Below are 15,804 nucleotides of genomic sequence, written 5' to 3'. Positions count from 1 at the left end.
ATGTATTACGACTTTTTCGGCTTTCGGGAACCGCCGTTTTCCATTGCGCCAGACCCTCGTTACCTGTATCTGAGCGATCGCCACAAGGAGGCGCTGGCGCACCTGATGTATGGGGTTCAGGGGCAGGGCGGCTTCATCGTAATTACCGGTGAAGTGGGAACCGGGAAAACAACGGTTTCCCGCTGCTTTATCGAGAATGTTCCGGATAATGTGGATATCGCGCTGATCCTGAATCCAAGGCTCTCTGCCCGGGAATTGCTCTCCTCCATTTGTGATGAGCTGGAAATCCCCCACGAGATAAGTGCCACCATCAAGGAACTGGTGGACCTGATTAACCAGGACCTGCTGAAGGCCCATGCGGCCGGGCGACACAAGGTTCTGATGATCGATGAGGCCCAGAATCTGTCTGCCGAGGTATTGGAGCAGCTCCGCCTTCTGACCAACCTGGAGACGGCGGAGAAGAAGCTGCTTCAGATTGTCCTGCTCGGGCAGCCCGAACTGCAGGAAATGCTGGCACTTCCGGAGTTGCGCCAGCTGAACCAGCGCGTTACCGCGCGCTACCATCTGGATGCCATTGGTCGGGAAGAGCTGCCGGCCTACCTTCGCTACCGCCTCAGCGTGGCAGGAATGCGGGGCGATATTTTCTCGCAGCGGGCGATGAACCGTCTTTACCGAGAAAGCCAGGGTATTCCCCGCCTGATCAACCTGATCAGTGACCGGGCCCTGTTGGGAGCGTACGCGGAAGGCGAGCATGAAATCACGGCTGATCATATCCGCCATGCGGCAAAGGAAGTGCGCGGACATTCGATTGGTCCCGCACCTTCACGATCATCCCGGTCGCCGGACAGGTCCCAGTACCTGATTGTTGCCGCTTCGATTCTGGTGGCTATCATCGGCACCGCCTGGCTGTTCGAGCGGTGGTCCCCTGACGGTGAGGTTCTTACCGGGCAGCCGTCGGCAGAACCGCTCAAGGGTGAGGTTGAGCGGATGGAGGCACCGGAACCGGAGCAGGTGGAGGGGGCTCAGGTGGAGAGCGCTCGGGTGGAGAGCGCTAAGGAAACCGGGCCTGAAAAGCCGCCTGGACCAGATGACCTGGCCATTCCGGACCAACTTTTGGATTCGGTCTCGGCGTTCCAGGTGTTGTTCGGGATCTGGGGGCGGGACTATCAACCCGCAGAAGCACCCGTGGCCTGTGATTGGGCGAGAGAGAACGGACTGGGGTGCCTGAATCGACAGGGTAGTCGCCGAAGCCTGGAGTTTCTCGATCGCCCGGCAATGCTTCAGCTCCAGGATGAGGCAGGTAACACCGGATTTGTCGTTCTCCGCCATCTGGACGGCAATACAGCAGAGGTTGCCATGCCGTCTGGTACTCAGAGCGTTTCCTTTACCAGCATAGAGCGCCACTGGTTCGGTGAATACCGGGTTTTATGGCGCCTTCCGGAATACATGACGGGCGATGGCTTCTACAGCAATGGTGGTGGCGAACAACTCTGGATTGGTGCGCGAATGATGGATCTTGCGGACCGGCACAGCGGCTCCCGGTCAGAGAGTGATCGGGTGAAGCGCATGGAAGCCGAAGAACAGATTCGCTGGTACCAGGCATTGCGGGGGCTCACCGTGGACGGAATTGCCGGTGCCATGACCATCATCCAGATTAACAACGATCTGGAGGCTTCAATCCCTCGCCTCAACCCCCTTCAGTCGGAGGGTCGAGAATAATCATGTCTTATATTCTGGACGCCTTGCGAAAATCCGAAACCGAGCGCCGCCAGGGTCGCGTTCCGGACCTCGGCCAACAGGTGCAGTTGATTCACCGGCCGAAGAAAAAACGGGTGTCACCGGCCGTGTGGGTAGCCCTCGCGCTGATCCTCAACGCGGGCGTTCTGGCCTTTCTATTCTGGCCCGGCACGCCCTTGCCGTGGGCTCCGGCGGGTCAAACTGAGTTGCCAACGGTTGCCGATACAACGGAGAACACGTCTGAGCCGGCACCGTTACCGGTGACACCGGCGAGCGAACCAGGCGCAACACCGGAAGACCCGGTCGCGGAGACAGGCGAAATCCCTGAGCCCGACAACGCCGATTCAACGCCTGCGCCCGTAGCAGCGGAACCTGCCGCGACTGAGAACCGGGAGCGGGCCACGGTTATTGTGCCCTCATCCGCAATATCCGAAACGGCAGTGCCACAGGCGGAACAGGAGCAGGCGGGCCGTGTGCCTCATCTGGTAGAGTTGCCGCTTTCATTCCAGAAGAGCGTTCCCGATTTGACCTTTAACAGTCATATATACTCTTCCTCTCCTGCATCGAGTCGGGTGATGATCAACAACACCTACCTGAGAGTGGGCGATACCTTTGAGGGCCTGCGGGTGGACGACATCACCGAAGAGGGTGTGGTGCTGAGTCGTGACGGTCGCCGCTTCCGGGTTGGCGTTGTCAGGGACTGGGTGAGCCCTCGCTGATGGCGCTGACCGACGAAATCAAGCAATCGATCCAGCAGGGATATCGGGATGTGCTGGCAGGGAAGGATATTCGGGCGCGCTATGGGCAGCGCCTGATGATTGCGGAAATCGCCAGATACATGGGCGATATCACCGAGAACGATGGCCAACGAACGTCCCCGGCCTCTGCCTGTGTGGTCGAAGCCGGGACCGGGACAGGCAAAACCCTGGCCTATCTGATCGCTGCCATCCCCGTGGCCAAAGCCCTCGGCAAAACCCTGGTTATCTCCACCGCAACCGTGGCCCTTCAGGACCAGATTGTGCTCAAAGATCTCCCGGACCTGAAAAAGCACAGCAAGATGGATTTCAACTGGACTCTGGCCAAAGGGCGGGGGCGCTACCTCTGCATGTCCCGGTTGGAAGCCCGCCTGCACGATGAAGGCAATACCGACAGCGACACCATGCCCCTGTTCCTTTTGGATGGGCCGAAAAATGAAGAACCGGGCACCCGGGCCTTTTTCGAGGAAATGCTCGCCAGTTATGGCTCCCGCGAGTGGGACGGTGACCGCGACCACTGGCCGGAACAGATACCGGACGACGTCTGGCGACAGGTAACAACCGACCACCGGCAGTGCACAAACCGCCACTGCAGCTATTTCGACAGTTGCGCGTTTTTTGATGCCCGTAAAGACCTTGATGATGCCGATATCGTGGTGGCTAACCATGATCTGGTTCTGGCCGACCTTGCCCTGGGCGGCGGTGCCATTCTGCCGGAGCCGGAGAACGCCCTCTATATTTTCGACGAGGCTCATCACCTTCCGGACAAGGCCCTGAATCACTTTGCCGCGTCGCTGCCACTCAATGCTACCCGGCAATGGCTGAAGCAGCTTTCCCAGGCGCTTGTGAAAATGCAGCCTTATCTGGCAGCCGGCACCCAGGCCGCCAAGTCCCTGGATCGCATCAGTTCTGCGTCGAGAGAGGTAGACCTGGTCCTCAACCGGGTTTACGAAGAAGCCGAGCAGAATACCGGCTGGGAGTTCAATGAGGAGCGACGGACGGCGCAGTGGCGTTATCCGGAAGGTGAATTGCCGGAGGCGATGGCCGAGCTTGCAGCCGAAAGCCGGATTGCTACCGCTAACATGGTCCGGCAACTGGGCGTTCTGGCGGACGAGTTGCAGGGCGCCTTTGACGAGCGCAAGGAGCATGAAATCGACCGGGAAACCGCCGAAGCCTGGTATCCGGTGATAGGCTCCTTTCACGCCCGGGCAGAGGACCAGTTGCGGCTCTGGACAGCCTGGTGCGACCCGGGCAATGCCAGTCCCCCCGTGGAAGCTGATACCAACAGCGAGACAGGTGATGAGCCTGAAGCCAGGCCGAAAACGCAGAAAAGCCCGCCCCCAGCCCGATGGGCAGTACGCCAGCGCTGGGACCACGCCGAGGACATCACTCTTTACAGTTCACCGGTACTGGCAGACAACCTGTTGTACTCGAGGCTTTGGTCTCGCGCATACGGCGCCGTGCTCACCAGTGCCACCCTGACCGCACTTGGTCGATTCGATCGCCTGAACGCGCGGGCTGGATTGCCCCAGGGCAGCCGCTTCCTCGTGGTTCCCAGCTCTTTCCATTACGGCGAAATGGCAACGGTAGAGGTGCCTGCGATGTCCGCCATGCCGACGGATGACGGCTTCGCCGATGAGCTTGTAAAACGACTACCGGACCTCTGGGCAGGCGAGAAGGCGACACTGGTACTGTTTACGTCCCGTCGTCAAATGCAGCAAGTGCGAGACGCGTTGGCCCCGGATTACCCGGACCTGATTATTACGCAGGACGATATGGCCAAGGGCGAAGTGCTGAGGCAGCATTGCAGCAGGGTGGATGAAGGCCGGCCGAGTGTCCTGTTCGGCGTTGCCAGTTTTGCAGAGGGTATCGACCTTCCAGGCAAGTACTTGCACCACGTCGTGATTACCCGTTTGCCATTTTCGGTGCCGGATGATCCCATTGAGGCGAGCCTGGCCGAGTGGGTGACGCAGCGGGGCGGCAATCCGTTTATGGAAATCACCGTTCCGGACGCGTCCATCAAACTCGTCCAGGCGGTTGGTCGGCTGCTGCGGACCGAGCAGGATACTGGAAGAGTGACGATTCTGGATCGCCGCATTATTGCCCGCCGGTATGGTCAGCTGTTGCTGGATGCGTTGCCACCCTTCCGCCGGATCATCGAACACTGAATCCCACCAGAACCGTTCAGCCATAAAAAAGAGCCAGCCCCTTTGGGGGTTGGCTCTCATCAAGGGGTTCTTTCGAACCCGGGCGTCGAAACAACGCGGAACAAGAAATATGAAGGCCTGAAGTTTCAGAATTCCTGGTGAGGTTTCCCTCACCGTTGAAAATATAATAGGGGATTAGAGGGCGTAGCCGGATCGTCCAAAGGGCGTAGCGGGTTAAAGTTGTTGGTGCAAAGTGTGAGGTGCATCACGTTTTTGGGCTCGAAATCAGCCTTGCAGCAACCCCAGTTCCCGGGCCCTGGCCAGAGCCTCGGTTCTGCGGCCCACGCCGAGCTTTCCATAAAGGTTGCGAATGTGGGCCTTCACCGTAGCCGGGGCAACGTCCATTTTTGCGGCAATTTCCTTGTTGGCGTGGCCCGCATGAATGAGCGCAAGCACTTCAAGTTCTCGCTGGCTGAGAGGTTCAGGCAGTGTTTCGGCGTTGAGTGTCGTACGACCGCGCTCACCAGAAATGGCACTAGGTTTTGCTTCAGAATGGCCCTCGCCGGACTGGCGTTGATCGAGAAGCATTTTCCTGACGCTGGCGTTCCAGCTTCCCGGTTCATCCAGTGCTGGCAAACCGAGGAGCAGGGCACGCAGATCCGGGCTTTCCTCTGCAAAGAGCCTCAAGAATCCGGCTTCGCTGGCCAGTTCTATCGCGCGGGTCAGCATTTGCTCCGATTCACCGGTCCGTTCCTGCTTCGCCAGGGCCTCGCCATAGACCAACAGAATTTCCACCAGGTGTCTGTTGTGGGCGTTGCGTTCAGCCGGTTGCAAAAGAGCGCTGAGTATTTCCTGGGCCCGCTCGGGCTGATCCAGTGCAACCAGCACTCGCGCCTCGCTAATACGGCTTTGTTCAAGATGAAGCGGATTGGTGAACTCGGTATCGGCTCGGGAATCCAGGCAGGCCCGGGCTTTTTCCGGGTGACCGGCGGCAAGGTAGCACCGGGCCAGAAGGGCTGTGCTTGCGGGTGGCTCGAACACGATTTGCTCTCGCCGCTTGCGGGCGGTCTGGGATGCGTCTTCGAGCGCGTCAATCGCGTCCTGGAGCCTGCCCTCGCTGAAAGCCAGGTGACCACGCACGTACTGAATGATCACGTGCTGGCCCGGTTCGGTGCCCCGCTCAACATGTTCGAGCAACGGTTTCAGGTGCGTGGCTGCTAGCTGGGGGTGATTTCGTTCGCGATGAATCTCGCAGAGTGTACTGTTCTGCCAGCATGAGATGAGTCTTGGCTGGGTTGGGTCCGCATAGTGTTTGTCCACCCATTGCCTTATCTCGGTGCAGGTTTCCAAAGCCAGATCGATATCGCCGCGATTGTACTGAATCCACGCCAGCAGGCCGCCACTGGAAAGAACCGTACTGGGTTTATGTTCGACCTGTCCGTAGCGGACTGCCGATTGGAGCGCGTCTTCGGCTTCGGTGAGTTCACCCTTGCCGTAGTAATCCAGGCCCAGGCCGTAATAGGTCACCGACTTTAGCGGTATGCGAGTGTGATCAATCTCCCTGAGCACCTGTCTTGTGAGATCTGCGGCGCTCTTGTCGTCACTCCGGGTGCGAGCCAGATAGGAGCGCATCAGCGAGATCTCACTTTGCAGCCCGAGGGCCCCTTCGGCATCCGGATGGGAGTCCGCCACCTGCCGGTCCAGAAGATCCTCCAGGCCGGACAGCAGCGGCTCCAGACTATCCATTCGGTTGGCAAAGAACAGCCCCCAGATCCGGAGCATCTGGAGTTGCGGATTGTCGATGACAAGGTCCTGTGGCAGGGCATCAATCCAGTCCAGCACGGGGAGGTGATATCCGCCATGGATCAGGTTGTTGCCGTGCTCGGCGAGCACCCGGGCAAGCCGGGACCAGTCCTCCTGTCGGACGATCTGGGCAATGGCTTCCTGCACGTGGCCATGGGCCAATAACCAGTCCACCGTCCGGTGCCAGAGTCGCGCGGCCGAGTCAGGATCTTGGTGACTTACCCTGAGTTGCAGCGCATCCCGAAACAGGTCGTGATAGCGGAACCACTCGTTCCGGGTATCCAGCGGGATCAGGAAAAGATTCTGGCTGAGAAGTTTTTCAAGCAGCTCCTGGCTGTTATCGGACCCACGGATCGAATCACAGAGGGACGCACAGAGCCGGGGGCAACAGGCCGTTTCAAGCAGAAAGTCCGACAGCTCCCGGGGTTGCTGCTCAAGTACTTCGCTCAGCACATAATCGCTGATGTGGCGCTCATCCAGATTTATCTGGTTTCCACTCGTGCTGGCGTCCTTTCCGGACAATGCGGAAAGCTGCATGGCAGCGACCCAGCCTTCGGTTTTGCGGTAAATCGCGTGGACATCCTCGTCGGCGATATCAAGGCCCATGGTGTCGTGAAAGAACTGACGGCATTCGTCTTCAGAAAAGGCCAACAGGCCAGGGTGGATGTCCTGGATCCACCGACGGACGCGCCAGCGGGCCAGGGGCAGTGGCGGTTCGGTTCTGGACGCCAGGGTTATCAGAACACCCGGCGGAAGATAATCAATGAAATAGGCGAACTGCCTGTGAATGGCAGGGTTGCCAATGAAGTGGAAATCGTCCAGCACCAGCGACCACGGGCTGTCATCATGAGCCAGTGTGTTGATCAGGCCGGTAATGGCCTCGGTAAACGTGTCATCTGAGTGGTGAGCCAGTTGTTTGCGCAAATCGGACGCGCCGGTCAGCCCGGCTTGCTCAAAAGCTCCTATCAGGTACTGCCAGAATCGCCGGGGCTCATCGTCGTGTTCATCCAGAGAGAGCCAGGCGCTAGGGGAGGAAACTCTAGAACACCATTGCGAAACCAGAGTGGTCTTGCCAAACCCGGCCGGCGCAATCACCAGATTAAGTCTTTTCGGAGCCCGGGACTCAAGCAAGGCACTCAGCCGCTCACGTTTAACCGCGCGCGAGTCTGACGTTGGCCGAAGAAACTTTGTGGTGAGCAGCATGGGTTCCCTGAGAACTGGAGTGTTGATGTGCCCAGACAAGGCATTACGGATTGTGTCCTTTGTATTGGCCAAGTCAAGGGTTGGAGGGGCTTTTCATAGCCTCAGGGTTTTATCAGGGGCTGCGCAAATGCGATTTTGGTCTAAACTGTGTAAAAGCAGTTGCCTATATTAAAAAAGAATGAAAATCTGTATTTTTATGCGTATTCTTCAACAAGGTCCTTCGATCTCCAGGGAGCAGCAGATTCAATGAAACTACAACAGTTGCGCTATATCTGGGAAGTTGCGCATCACGACCTGAATGTCTCAGCAACCGCCCAGAGTCTGTTCACGTCCCAGCCGGGTATCTCCAAACAGATCCGCCTGCTGGAGGACGAGCTGGGGCTTGAAGTATTTGCCCGCAGCGGCAAGCATCTCACCAGAATCACACCGGGCGGCGAGATCATTATTCGCGAGGCCGGCGAAATCCTGCGGCGGGTTGAGGGCATCAAGAAGATTGCCCAGGAATTCAGTAACCAGCGAAAGGGTGATCTCAGCATCGCCACCACGCATACCCAGGCCCGTTATGCACTGCCCCCGATTATCAGTGGTTTTATAGAGGAGTACCCGGACGTCTCCCTGCATATGCATCAGGGGACGCCAATGCAGATCTCCGAAATGGCAGCCAGCGGGGCGGTCGATTTTGCCATTGCGACCGAGGGCATGGAGCTGTTTAACGACCTGATCATGATGCCATGCTACAAATGGAACCGGAGCGTCATCGTGCCGAAGGATCATCCACTGGCGAAACTGCCGGAACTGACACTTCCGGAGCTGGCAGAATACCCGCTCGTGACTTACGTGTTCGGCTTTACGGGGCGCTCGAAACTGGATGAGGCGTTCCAGTCCCAGGGACTGACACCGAAAGTGGTATTTACGGCAGCAGATGCAGACGTGATCAAGACCTACGTCAGGTTGGGGCTCGGTGTTGGAATTGTCGCGAGCATGGCATTCGATCCAAAAACGGACACCGACCTGGTTGCGCTCGACGCCCGCAAGCTTTTCCGTCCCAGCGTCACACGACTCGGGTTCCGAAAGGGGACTTTCCTACGGGGCTATATGTATGACTTCATTCACCGTTTCGCGCCCCATCTCACCAAAGAAAAGGTGGACGAGGCGGTTTCCCATCAGGGCAGCCGGTCTGAAATCGAAGAACTGTTCAAGGATGTCGAGCTGCCCACTCACTAAAAGGTGAATGGGCAAGAGGCGCCCGGGTTATTCCCGGGCGATCAGGTTGCCGGCATGGAGGCCGCATTCTTTCTGGGTGGCTTCTTCCCACCACCAGCGGCCTTCACGTTCATGTTGACCAGGCAGGACAGGACGGGTGCAGGGCTGGCAGCCGATGCTGACAAAGCCTTTCTCATGCAGTTTGTTGTAAGGCGCCTCGGACATACGGATGTAATCCCACACCTCTTTTGATGTCCAGTTTGCAAGTGGGTTGAACTTTACCAGTGTCTTTTCATTGGTCGAGAAGGCGGTATCTTCCTGGATAACCGGGACGTCATTGCGAGTTCCGGGGCTCTGGTCTTTCCGCTGTCCAGTGATCCAGGCGTCCACGGTCGCCAGCTTGCGGCGAAGGGGGTTGACCTTGCGAATGCCGCAACACTCACCGTGCCCATCTTCATAGAAGCTGAACAGGCCCTTTTTGTTCACCAGATCCTGAACTTCGTGAGCATCCGGAAACAGAACTTCGATCTCGATGCCGTAATGCTTCCGCACGCGCTCGACAAACTCATAGGTTTCCGGATGCAGACGCCCGGTATCCAGGGTGAATACCCGCAGGTTGTCGGTGAGCTTGTGCGCCATCTCAATCAGTACCACATCTTCCGCACCGCTGAAGGAGATCGCGATGTTGTCGTACTGTTTCAGGGCGGCCTTGAGAATCGAACGGGGGCTCTGGCCTTCGAGCTCCTCCCGCAAGGTTTGAATATCGGTCATGGCCCGGGATTGCCTTATCTTGATGTGCAAAAGGATCTAAACGTGCGAAAAGGCTACCATTAAATGCCTCATATCCTGAAGGAATGACGATCTATATGGTTATTCCGCGCTTAAAAGTCAGGGGTTACACTTCTACGATGCAATCCCGCCCGGTTTTTCTTATCATACGCTCCGAATAGCGGCACAGACGGACAAACCGACGTTGCCCTTAACCAATTGAAGCAGGAGATCGTTGTGGAACTGGCATGCCTTGACCTTGAAGGAGTATTGATCCCGGAGATCTGGATCGCGTTCGCCGAAAAGACCGGCATTGAAGAGCTCAAGGCGACCACCCGCGATATTCCGGATTATGACGTGTTGATGAAGCAGCGCCTCAAGCTGCTGGACCAGCACGGCTATGGCCTTCCGCAAATCCAGGAAGTGATTGGCGAGCTGGACCCGCTGCCCGGCGCCCGGGAGTTTCTGGATTGGCTGCGCGAGCGTTTTCAGGTTGTGATTCTGTCCGACACCTTCTACGAATTCGCGATGCCCCTGATGAAGAAGCTGGGTTATCCGGCACTGCTTTGTCACAAGCTGGAAGTTGCAGACGACGGCCAGATCACCAACTACCTGCTGCGCCAGCGCGACCCTAAGCGACAGTCCGTGAGGGCATTCCAGTTGCTGAATTACCGCGTGATTGCTGCCGGTGATTCCTACAATGACACTACCATGCTGGGCCAGGCCGAAGCCGGTATCCTGTTCCATGCGCCGCAAAACGTAATCGACGAGTTCCCGCAGTTCCCTGCAGTGCATAACTTCGAGGATCTGAGGCAGGAGTTTCTCAAGGCCAGCGAGATCCATAACCCCTGATTGGAGGACTGAAATTGGGGTCAGAAGAACGCTCTCTTCTGCCCCCATGTTCACCCGAACTCACTTCAGTCGATCACCAACTCTTCCAGAAACCGCATTAAAGAGCCGACTTTTGCGAGCGTCTCCTGATATTCAGCCTCGGGATCTGAGTCCGCAACAATACCGCCACCACCCCAGCACCGAATGGTGCCCTCGCCATCACACAGCATGGTTCGAATCGCAATATTGCTGTCCAGAGTGCCATCCAGTCCGCGATAGAAAATCGAGCCGCAGTAGGGACCACGCCAGTGGGGCTCAAGCTCCCGGATGATTTCCATGGCTCGTATCTTCGGTGCGCCAGTGATTGATCCACCCGGGAAGGCGTCAAAAAGGGCCTTCATGGGTGTTACAGCCTCGGCAAGCTCGGCGCGGATGTGGCTGACCAGATGATGAACATTCCGGTAGGACTCCAGTGCAAACAATTTGTCGACTTTCACACTGCCCGGCTTTGCGTTCAGGCTCAGATCGTTGCGAAGTAAGTCGACGATCATCAGGTTTTCGGCAAGATCCTTTTCAGAGCCCTCCAGTTCTGTGGCGTAGGCTGAATCGCTCTCCGGAGTGCCGCCCCTCGGCCGCGTACCCTTGATGGGGCTGGTGGTGACGGTGCGATCGTGAATTTCAAGAAAACGCTCGGGGGAAACTGACAGAATGGATGCCTCGCCGGCGCGGATGAAGCCGCTGTAGGGCGTAGGGTTAGCATCCGAAAGCGCCTGGAATGCTTGCCAGGGATCCCCCGTGAAATGGCCGGAAAATTCCTGGGAGAGATTCGCCTGATAACAATCTCCGGCCTCAATGTATTGGCGAACCCTTTCTACGCTGGCCCTGAAGGCACTCGGTGTTTGCCTGGGCTGAAATCGGGAAAACATAGACCATCCGGTGGTGGCTGCGGGTTCGTCCGAGCCCAGCCACTGCTCCAGCAGATCCCGTGTCTCACCAGGGCACTTCGGATGAATCCAGAGCCAATATTGATCTGTCTTGCGATTGTGACTTGCCGTCCAAAGATAAAATCCTGCAGACATAAGGGGAGCATCCACAGATGGACAGAGCTGCCTGAGACGGCTTTCCCTGACATACCCGAGCTCATAACCGAGGAATCCAATCCACCCGCCGGACAGACATTCCGGGTTGGGTTCCTGTTCGATCTGGAACTGACGGACGAGGCTTTCCATGCTCTGGGCAAGCTGATCGGAGCAGAAATCCGGAGGCACAGGGTATTGGAGCACTTCGGTGGCGCGAGCTCTGGCAGAAAAACCGCTGAAGACTCCTCGGGCGGGGCCGTGACCGACACTCCCAATATAGGCGAAATCCGCTTCCCGGCAGGCATAGCTTAGCAGGCGATGGTAGCCCTCCTGATTGAGTTCACGCATGGTTGCCGGGTTCAAGGTTCCTCCGGAATGTTCAAAAAATGATAAACAGCACACAAAATCGGCGTTGTGACTTTTATGGATGCGCTGATCTAATTAACTAACGCTTTATTCAACTGCTGATTATACGGTTGATCGGCATTCTATCCGAGTTGGTAGGGCGTCCCCAGTATAAAAAAACTAAATGGAAGCGCTTGTCCCGAGAGGCAAGGGCAGTCCTTTGCACATGGAGTTTCTATGAATACCTTGCGATTTGGTTATTTAAAGGTCCTTTTTTTGATTCTTTCACTTGTCTGCTTCTCCGCGACAGCGACCTCTCAGGAACACCAGAGTGAAGGTTCCAGTGTTTTATCTGACGGCAAGCTCACAAAAAAGGAGCTGGCTGCAGCCATGTTAACGGCGGAAAAAGATCTCACTTCAATGCTGAAAGCCTCAATGTCCGTTGTAGAGGAAGAAGTAGAGAATTCGGGGATTTTCGGGCCGGGTGCATGGATGGTTTTAAAAGATCGGAAACTCAAAAAAGTGAGGCTCGATGAGGCAGCGGAGAGTGCACCTCCTTCAGCGAAGCTGCAAGTTTTCAGGGCTAGCCTGCGGTCTTTAGCCCGGCACAATAAAATTGATGCCGCGTTAATTGTTTATCCAGGCACCATAACCAAAGAAGGTGAGAAGCAGAGGGTTGTAGTAGTAGAGCATGAACATCGACTGGGCATCTCAGGCTTGAAATTGATTCCTCTTGAGTTAGACGAAGGGGATGTCTCATTTGGAGCTGCTATGTCGCAGGAAAAGTCATTTCAGATCTTTTATGACCAGAAGAAAAAGGGTGCCTGAGTGTCAGGCGCAAGCTGTAGCTTAGTGTTCCGGAACTGTGCGTTCATTCACGGACTCCGACTGTAAAACAATCTTAAATGGAGGTGTGAGGTTACAGAACTTCACAAAAATAAAACTCGGAAAACAATCAAAAAGAGTTTACTCAAGGAGATAATAATGAAAGGCCTGAAGAAACTTGCTCTTGCTACAGCAGTCGCTGCTGCCCCTTTCGCAGCAAATGCAGACCTCAAGGCGTTGGATGATAGCGCAATGGGGAACGTAACTGGTCAGGCAGGTGTAACTATCGAATTGGAAACCCGCGTTTCCATCGGAGAGTTCACCTACACCGATGAAGGTACATTCGCGGTCTCTGACATCGAAATCGGCGGTGCGAACGCTAGTGGTCTGATTGCTACAGACCCAAACACTGGTGACCCCGTTGCTGTGCCGGGTTTGGCAACTCAAAGCAATCTGCTGGATGACCTGAAGATCGATATTGATGTTGCCGCAGATGGCGACGCAGTTATTCATGTTGGCTCAAACACTGGTGCGCCCATCGACTGGGGTATGCAGGTTGGTGAGATGAGCTTACGTGACAATGTGGATGCTTCTTCTGCGACGGAAAACACCACACTGATTTCAGGAATGAAAGCGTGGGGTTTGTTAGGCGCTCTGGATATTCGGGTTGATACCACCGATGTTGCAGCTGGCCCTAACACGGGCACCTTGAATCTGGATGCAGCATTTACTGTCGAGCAGATGGACTTCGAAGTGGATTTCCTGGCAGTGGGTATTACCGGCCTGAGCATTAAAGGTGCGAACGCTGGTGGTCAAACCTACACTGACGCCGAAATTTCAGCCCTTCTGAACGATCCGAACGGCGAAGATCCGGTACTTGAGGGCACCCTTGCGGCGCTAGCTTCTGGCAATAACGGCGCCAACAAATCGTTCGCGGTTGCCCGCCTTGATATATACAAAGGTGACAATCTCGATGGAACCCGTTCAGATGTCTTGCGGGTAGACGTCGACGATGTTCTGATGGACGTAAACATCCAAGAGACTCGTATCGGTGGAACTAATATCGGTACCATTGGTATTGATAACCTGCATATCTCTGACACCACGCTTGCTGTTTACGGTAAGTAATCTTACCTGACGCCAAGAGATTGGTGATACGCCCCGCTCTGCGGGGCGTTTTTATTGGCTAGAAGAAAACTCGGGCCAATAAAAAAACGGCAGCCAATCCTGGCTGCCGTTTTCAAATCGAACCAACGAATTCTTCGTTACTGATCCGGCACCGCAATAGAAAGATCAAACCCACCACCAGGCCTTGGCGTCAAGGTAACCGGCCCTTCATTAATTGCTTGTGGAACCTGGATCTGGTCAATCCCCGGCGGGTTACCAATGCTGAAATTCACATTCTGCCCATCGAACCCAATCCCCAGTTGATCGTTAAGAAACGTCTGTGTAAAAGGCTCTTCCGGAATCTGTGCCTGCTGTCCGAAGATTATCGGTGGAATCGTTGGCGTAAACTCGGCCGGCGGCTGTGCCCGGGCGATTTCTTCCTGGGGCAGGAGCAGGGCGCGCCGTAGAAATTCCTCTTCGGCGTTTTCCAGCGCATCGGTCTTGCCTTCATCAACGTATCGTTGCAGGGCGTCCCGGTAGGCTTCTTCTTCCGCTTCGGTCAGCACCGGTTCGCCGGGGGAAATGGTGAGGGAGCGCAGGATGCGTTGCCGGTCGGCGTCGGATTTCTTCCGCTCTTTGGGTACAACAATAACGGCGGAATCCTTCACATAGGTTTCCACCATTTCGTCTGAGGTCATAGTCTGAACGCCAGCATAGGCAGGTAAAGCAACAACCAGACTGCTGATGGCGCTGGTGAGCAGGTGTCGGCGTTTCATAATCTGGACCCTTGTTGTTTAAAAAATACGCTCCCTGAGTCGAGTATTCGGTTTGTAGGACAGGAATTCAAGCTTGAAGATCCGGGATTGTGATCAGAATCTTTGATTTTTCGGTACTGTTACTAATCACAGCAAAATCATGGTCGAATACCATGAACTTTTTTGGCGTTGCAGGGCCTCAGTGACACTATGAAAAATCCGTTCAGAAACCGATTTCGTCGCTGGATTAACCGACGGATTCCGCGGTCCGATCTCCAGACCTTCAGTCAGAAAAACATCTTCATTCTGCCCACCGGCGCAGGGGTCGTGTTTGGCCTCTTGTTGGTCATCATGCTGTTAACCGGCATCAATTATCAGAACAGCCTGATTTATCTGGGCACGTTCCTCCTGGGTGCCGTTTTTGTCGGCGCCATGCACCAGACCCATCGGAATCTGTCTGGTGTTGAACTCACCCTGATCCAGCCGGGAGAGGGCTTTGCCGGCGATGATATTCCCTTCCGGTTCCGGCTCAGGGCGGGCCGGGACGATGCCATTGCCATCCTGCTTTCCTGTGAGGAATCGGGCCATGCCCCGGTGCATGTCCATTGCGGGCAGGCGCAGGACGTCAGCCTGCCAGTTCATTCCGCTCACCGGGGATACCTGCGCCCGGACAGGATCCGTATAGAAACCCGGTTTCCGTTTGGCTTGCTGAAGGCCTGGTCCTGGATCCGGCCGGTGTCCGCCGGTGTTGTCTTCCCCAGGCAGGTGCCCGCGCCGGAGGCGTTCAGCACCGTTGAGGACGGCGAGGAGTCTGCAGAGGTACGGTCCGTTGAAGGGAACGATCATGCCGATATCCGGCCCTGGCGGGAAGGTGATCTGAGCCAGCGGGTGCTTTGGAAGCGGTTTGCCCGAACCGGGCAGATGGTGGTTGCCGACTGGGAGGGTGAGCAGGGTAGTCCCTACTGGCTGGATTTTAATGCCTATCCGGGCGCGGATTATGAATTGCGGCTGAGTTACCTGGCGTATCTGGTAAACGAACGAGGCCGCAGTGGTGTGCGGTTTGGATTGAATCTTCCGGGGCAGATCATCGAGCCTGATTCCGGACCGGCCCATGCGGCCCGGTGCCTCCGGGTATTGGCAACCTGGGGTGAGGAGCGGCCGCGGGATGCGATGGCTGAGCCCCATGGAACGCGAAAGAAACAAAGAGAGACAACCTCCCAGTGGGTTACGGAGGGGCAGGCTTGAG

12 protein-coding genes are annotated in these 15,804 nt (G+C 56.3%); 8 read left to right on the top strand and 4 right to left on the bottom strand.

The window, feature by feature from the left end:
- From KYE_RS07000 to dinG, 3 genes are read left to right on the top strand one after another with little or no spacing between them, the layout of a single operon-like run.
- Complete coding sequence (locus tag KYE_RS07000; protein ID WP_008171807.1) at positions 1 to 1,719, top strand: ExeA family protein; 1,719 nt, start codon at positions 1 to 3, stop codon at positions 1,717 to 1,719.
- A gap of 2 nt (positions 1,720 to 1,721) precedes the next feature.
- Positions 1,722 to 2,456: a general secretion pathway protein GspB gene (locus KYE_RS06995; protein WP_008171805.1), complete on the top strand. Its 735-nt coding sequence runs from the start codon at positions 1,722 to 1,724 to the stop codon at positions 2,454 to 2,456.
- Complete coding sequence (gene dinG / locus KYE_RS06990) at positions 2,456 to 4,660, top strand: ATP-dependent DNA helicase DinG (RefSeq protein WP_008171804.1); 2,205 nt, start codon at positions 2,456 to 2,458, stop codon at positions 4,658 to 4,660. Before KYE_RS06995 ends, dinG begins: the two co-directional genes overlap by 1 nt.
- Positions 4,661 to 4,924: 264 nt before the next feature.
- On the opposite strand, the gene KYE_RS22145 is transcribed toward dinG, so the two are convergent.
- Complete coding sequence (locus KYE_RS22145) at positions 4,925 to 7,645, bottom strand: LuxR C-terminal-related transcriptional regulator (RefSeq protein ID WP_008171801.1); 2,721 nt, start codon at positions 7,643 to 7,645, stop codon at positions 4,925 to 4,927.
- A 246-nt stretch (positions 7,646 to 7,891) separates the two neighbouring features.
- Between KYE_RS22145 and cysB the strand changes: the two genes are divergently transcribed.
- Positions 7,892 to 8,869, top strand: a complete 978-nt coding sequence (gene cysB, locus KYE_RS06980) for an HTH-type transcriptional regulator CysB (protein WP_008171800.1) — start codon at positions 7,892 to 7,894, stop codon at positions 8,867 to 8,869.
- 27 nt (positions 8,870 to 8,896) lie between these two features.
- Here the strand turns inward: cysB and KYE_RS06975 are convergent, their stop codons facing one another.
- Complete coding sequence (locus tag KYE_RS06975) at positions 8,897 to 9,637, bottom strand: phosphoadenylyl-sulfate reductase (protein ID WP_264622573.1); 741 nt, start codon at positions 9,635 to 9,637, stop codon at positions 8,897 to 8,899.
- A gap of 216 nt (positions 9,638 to 9,853) precedes the next feature.
- Between KYE_RS06975 and thrH the strand changes: the two genes are divergently transcribed.
- Complete coding sequence (thrH, locus tag KYE_RS06970; protein ID WP_008171796.1) at positions 9,854 to 10,468, top strand: bifunctional phosphoserine phosphatase/homoserine phosphotransferase ThrH; 615 nt, start codon at positions 9,854 to 9,856, stop codon at positions 10,466 to 10,468.
- Between the two features lie 65 nt (positions 10,469 to 10,533).
- On the opposite strand, the gene pabB is transcribed toward thrH, so the two are convergent.
- Positions 10,534 to 11,874, bottom strand: coding sequence for an aminodeoxychorismate synthase component I (pabB, locus tag KYE_RS06965; protein WP_008171793.1), 1,341 nt, complete (start codon positions 11,872 to 11,874; stop codon positions 10,534 to 10,536).
- Positions 11,875 to 12,108: 234 nt separating this feature from the next.
- Here pabB and KYE_RS06960 point away from each other — a divergent pair, with 234 nt between their 5' ends.
- Both KYE_RS06960 and KYE_RS06955 read left to right on the top strand, forming a co-directional pair.
- A complete protein-coding gene (locus tag KYE_RS06960) occupies positions 12,109 to 12,699 on the top strand; it encodes a hypothetical protein (protein ID WP_008171791.1) in 591 nt (196 codons plus the stop codon).
- A gap of 156 nt (positions 12,700 to 12,855) precedes the next feature.
- Positions 12,856 to 13,824, top strand: a complete 969-nt coding sequence (locus tag KYE_RS06955; RefSeq protein WP_008171789.1) for a DUF6160 family protein — start codon at positions 12,856 to 12,858, stop codon at positions 13,822 to 13,824.
- Between the two features lie 137 nt (positions 13,825 to 13,961).
- Here KYE_RS06955 and KYE_RS06950 read toward each other — a convergent pair whose 3' ends face one another.
- Positions 13,962 to 14,579, bottom strand: coding sequence for a hypothetical protein (locus KYE_RS06950; protein ID WP_008171787.1), 618 nt, complete (start codon positions 14,577 to 14,579; stop codon positions 13,962 to 13,964).
- A gap of 189 nt (positions 14,580 to 14,768) precedes the next feature.
- On the opposite strand from KYE_RS06950, the gene KYE_RS06945 reads away from it, so the two are divergent.
- Complete coding sequence (locus KYE_RS06945; protein WP_008171785.1) at positions 14,769 to 15,803, top strand: DUF58 domain-containing protein; 1,035 nt, start codon at positions 14,769 to 14,771, stop codon at positions 15,801 to 15,803.
- Position 15,804: the final 1 nt, after the last annotated feature.

The organism is Marinobacter manganoxydans MnI7-9 (assembly GCF_000235625.1).
Taxonomy (GTDB): Bacteria; Pseudomonadota; Gammaproteobacteria; order Pseudomonadales; family Oleiphilaceae; genus Marinobacter; species Marinobacter manganoxydans.
The sequence above is the reverse complement of the archived record's forward strand: the minus strand, read 5'-3'. Positions and strand labels throughout refer to the sequence as shown.

Excerpts from the sequence above, each read along its gene's own strand:
- KYE_RS07000 (WP_008171807.1), top strand. The coding sequence starts at position 1 with ATGTATTACGACTTTTTCGGCTTTCGGGAACCGCCGTTTTCCATTGCG.
- pabB (WP_008171793.1), bottom strand. The coding sequence starts at position 11,874 with ATGCGTGAACTCAATCAGGAGGGCTACCATCGCCTGCTAAGCTATGCC.
- cysB (WP_008171800.1), top strand. The coding sequence starts at position 7,892 with ATGAAACTACAACAGTTGCGCTATATCTGGGAAGTTGCGCATCACGAC.
- KYE_RS06955 (WP_008171789.1), top strand. The coding sequence starts at position 12,856 with ATGAAAGGCCTGAAGAAACTTGCTCTTGCTACAGCAGTCGCTGCTGCC.
- KYE_RS06960 (WP_008171791.1), top strand. The coding sequence starts at position 12,109 with ATGAATACCTTGCGATTTGGTTATTTAAAGGTCCTTTTTTTGATTCTT.
- KYE_RS22145 (WP_008171801.1), bottom strand. The coding sequence starts at position 7,645 with ATGCTGCTCACCACAAAGTTTCTTCGGCCAACGTCAGACTCGCGCGCG.
- dinG (WP_008171804.1), top strand. The coding sequence starts at position 2,456 with ATGGCGCTGACCGACGAAATCAAGCAATCGATCCAGCAGGGATATCGG.
- KYE_RS06995 (WP_008171805.1), top strand. The coding sequence starts at position 1,722 with ATGTCTTATATTCTGGACGCCTTGCGAAAATCCGAAACCGAGCGCCGC.
- KYE_RS06945 (WP_008171785.1), top strand. The coding sequence starts at position 14,769 with ATGAAAAATCCGTTCAGAAACCGATTTCGTCGCTGGATTAACCGACGG.
- KYE_RS06950 (WP_008171787.1), bottom strand. The coding sequence starts at position 14,579 with ATGAAACGCCGACACCTGCTCACCAGCGCCATCAGCAGTCTGGTTGTT.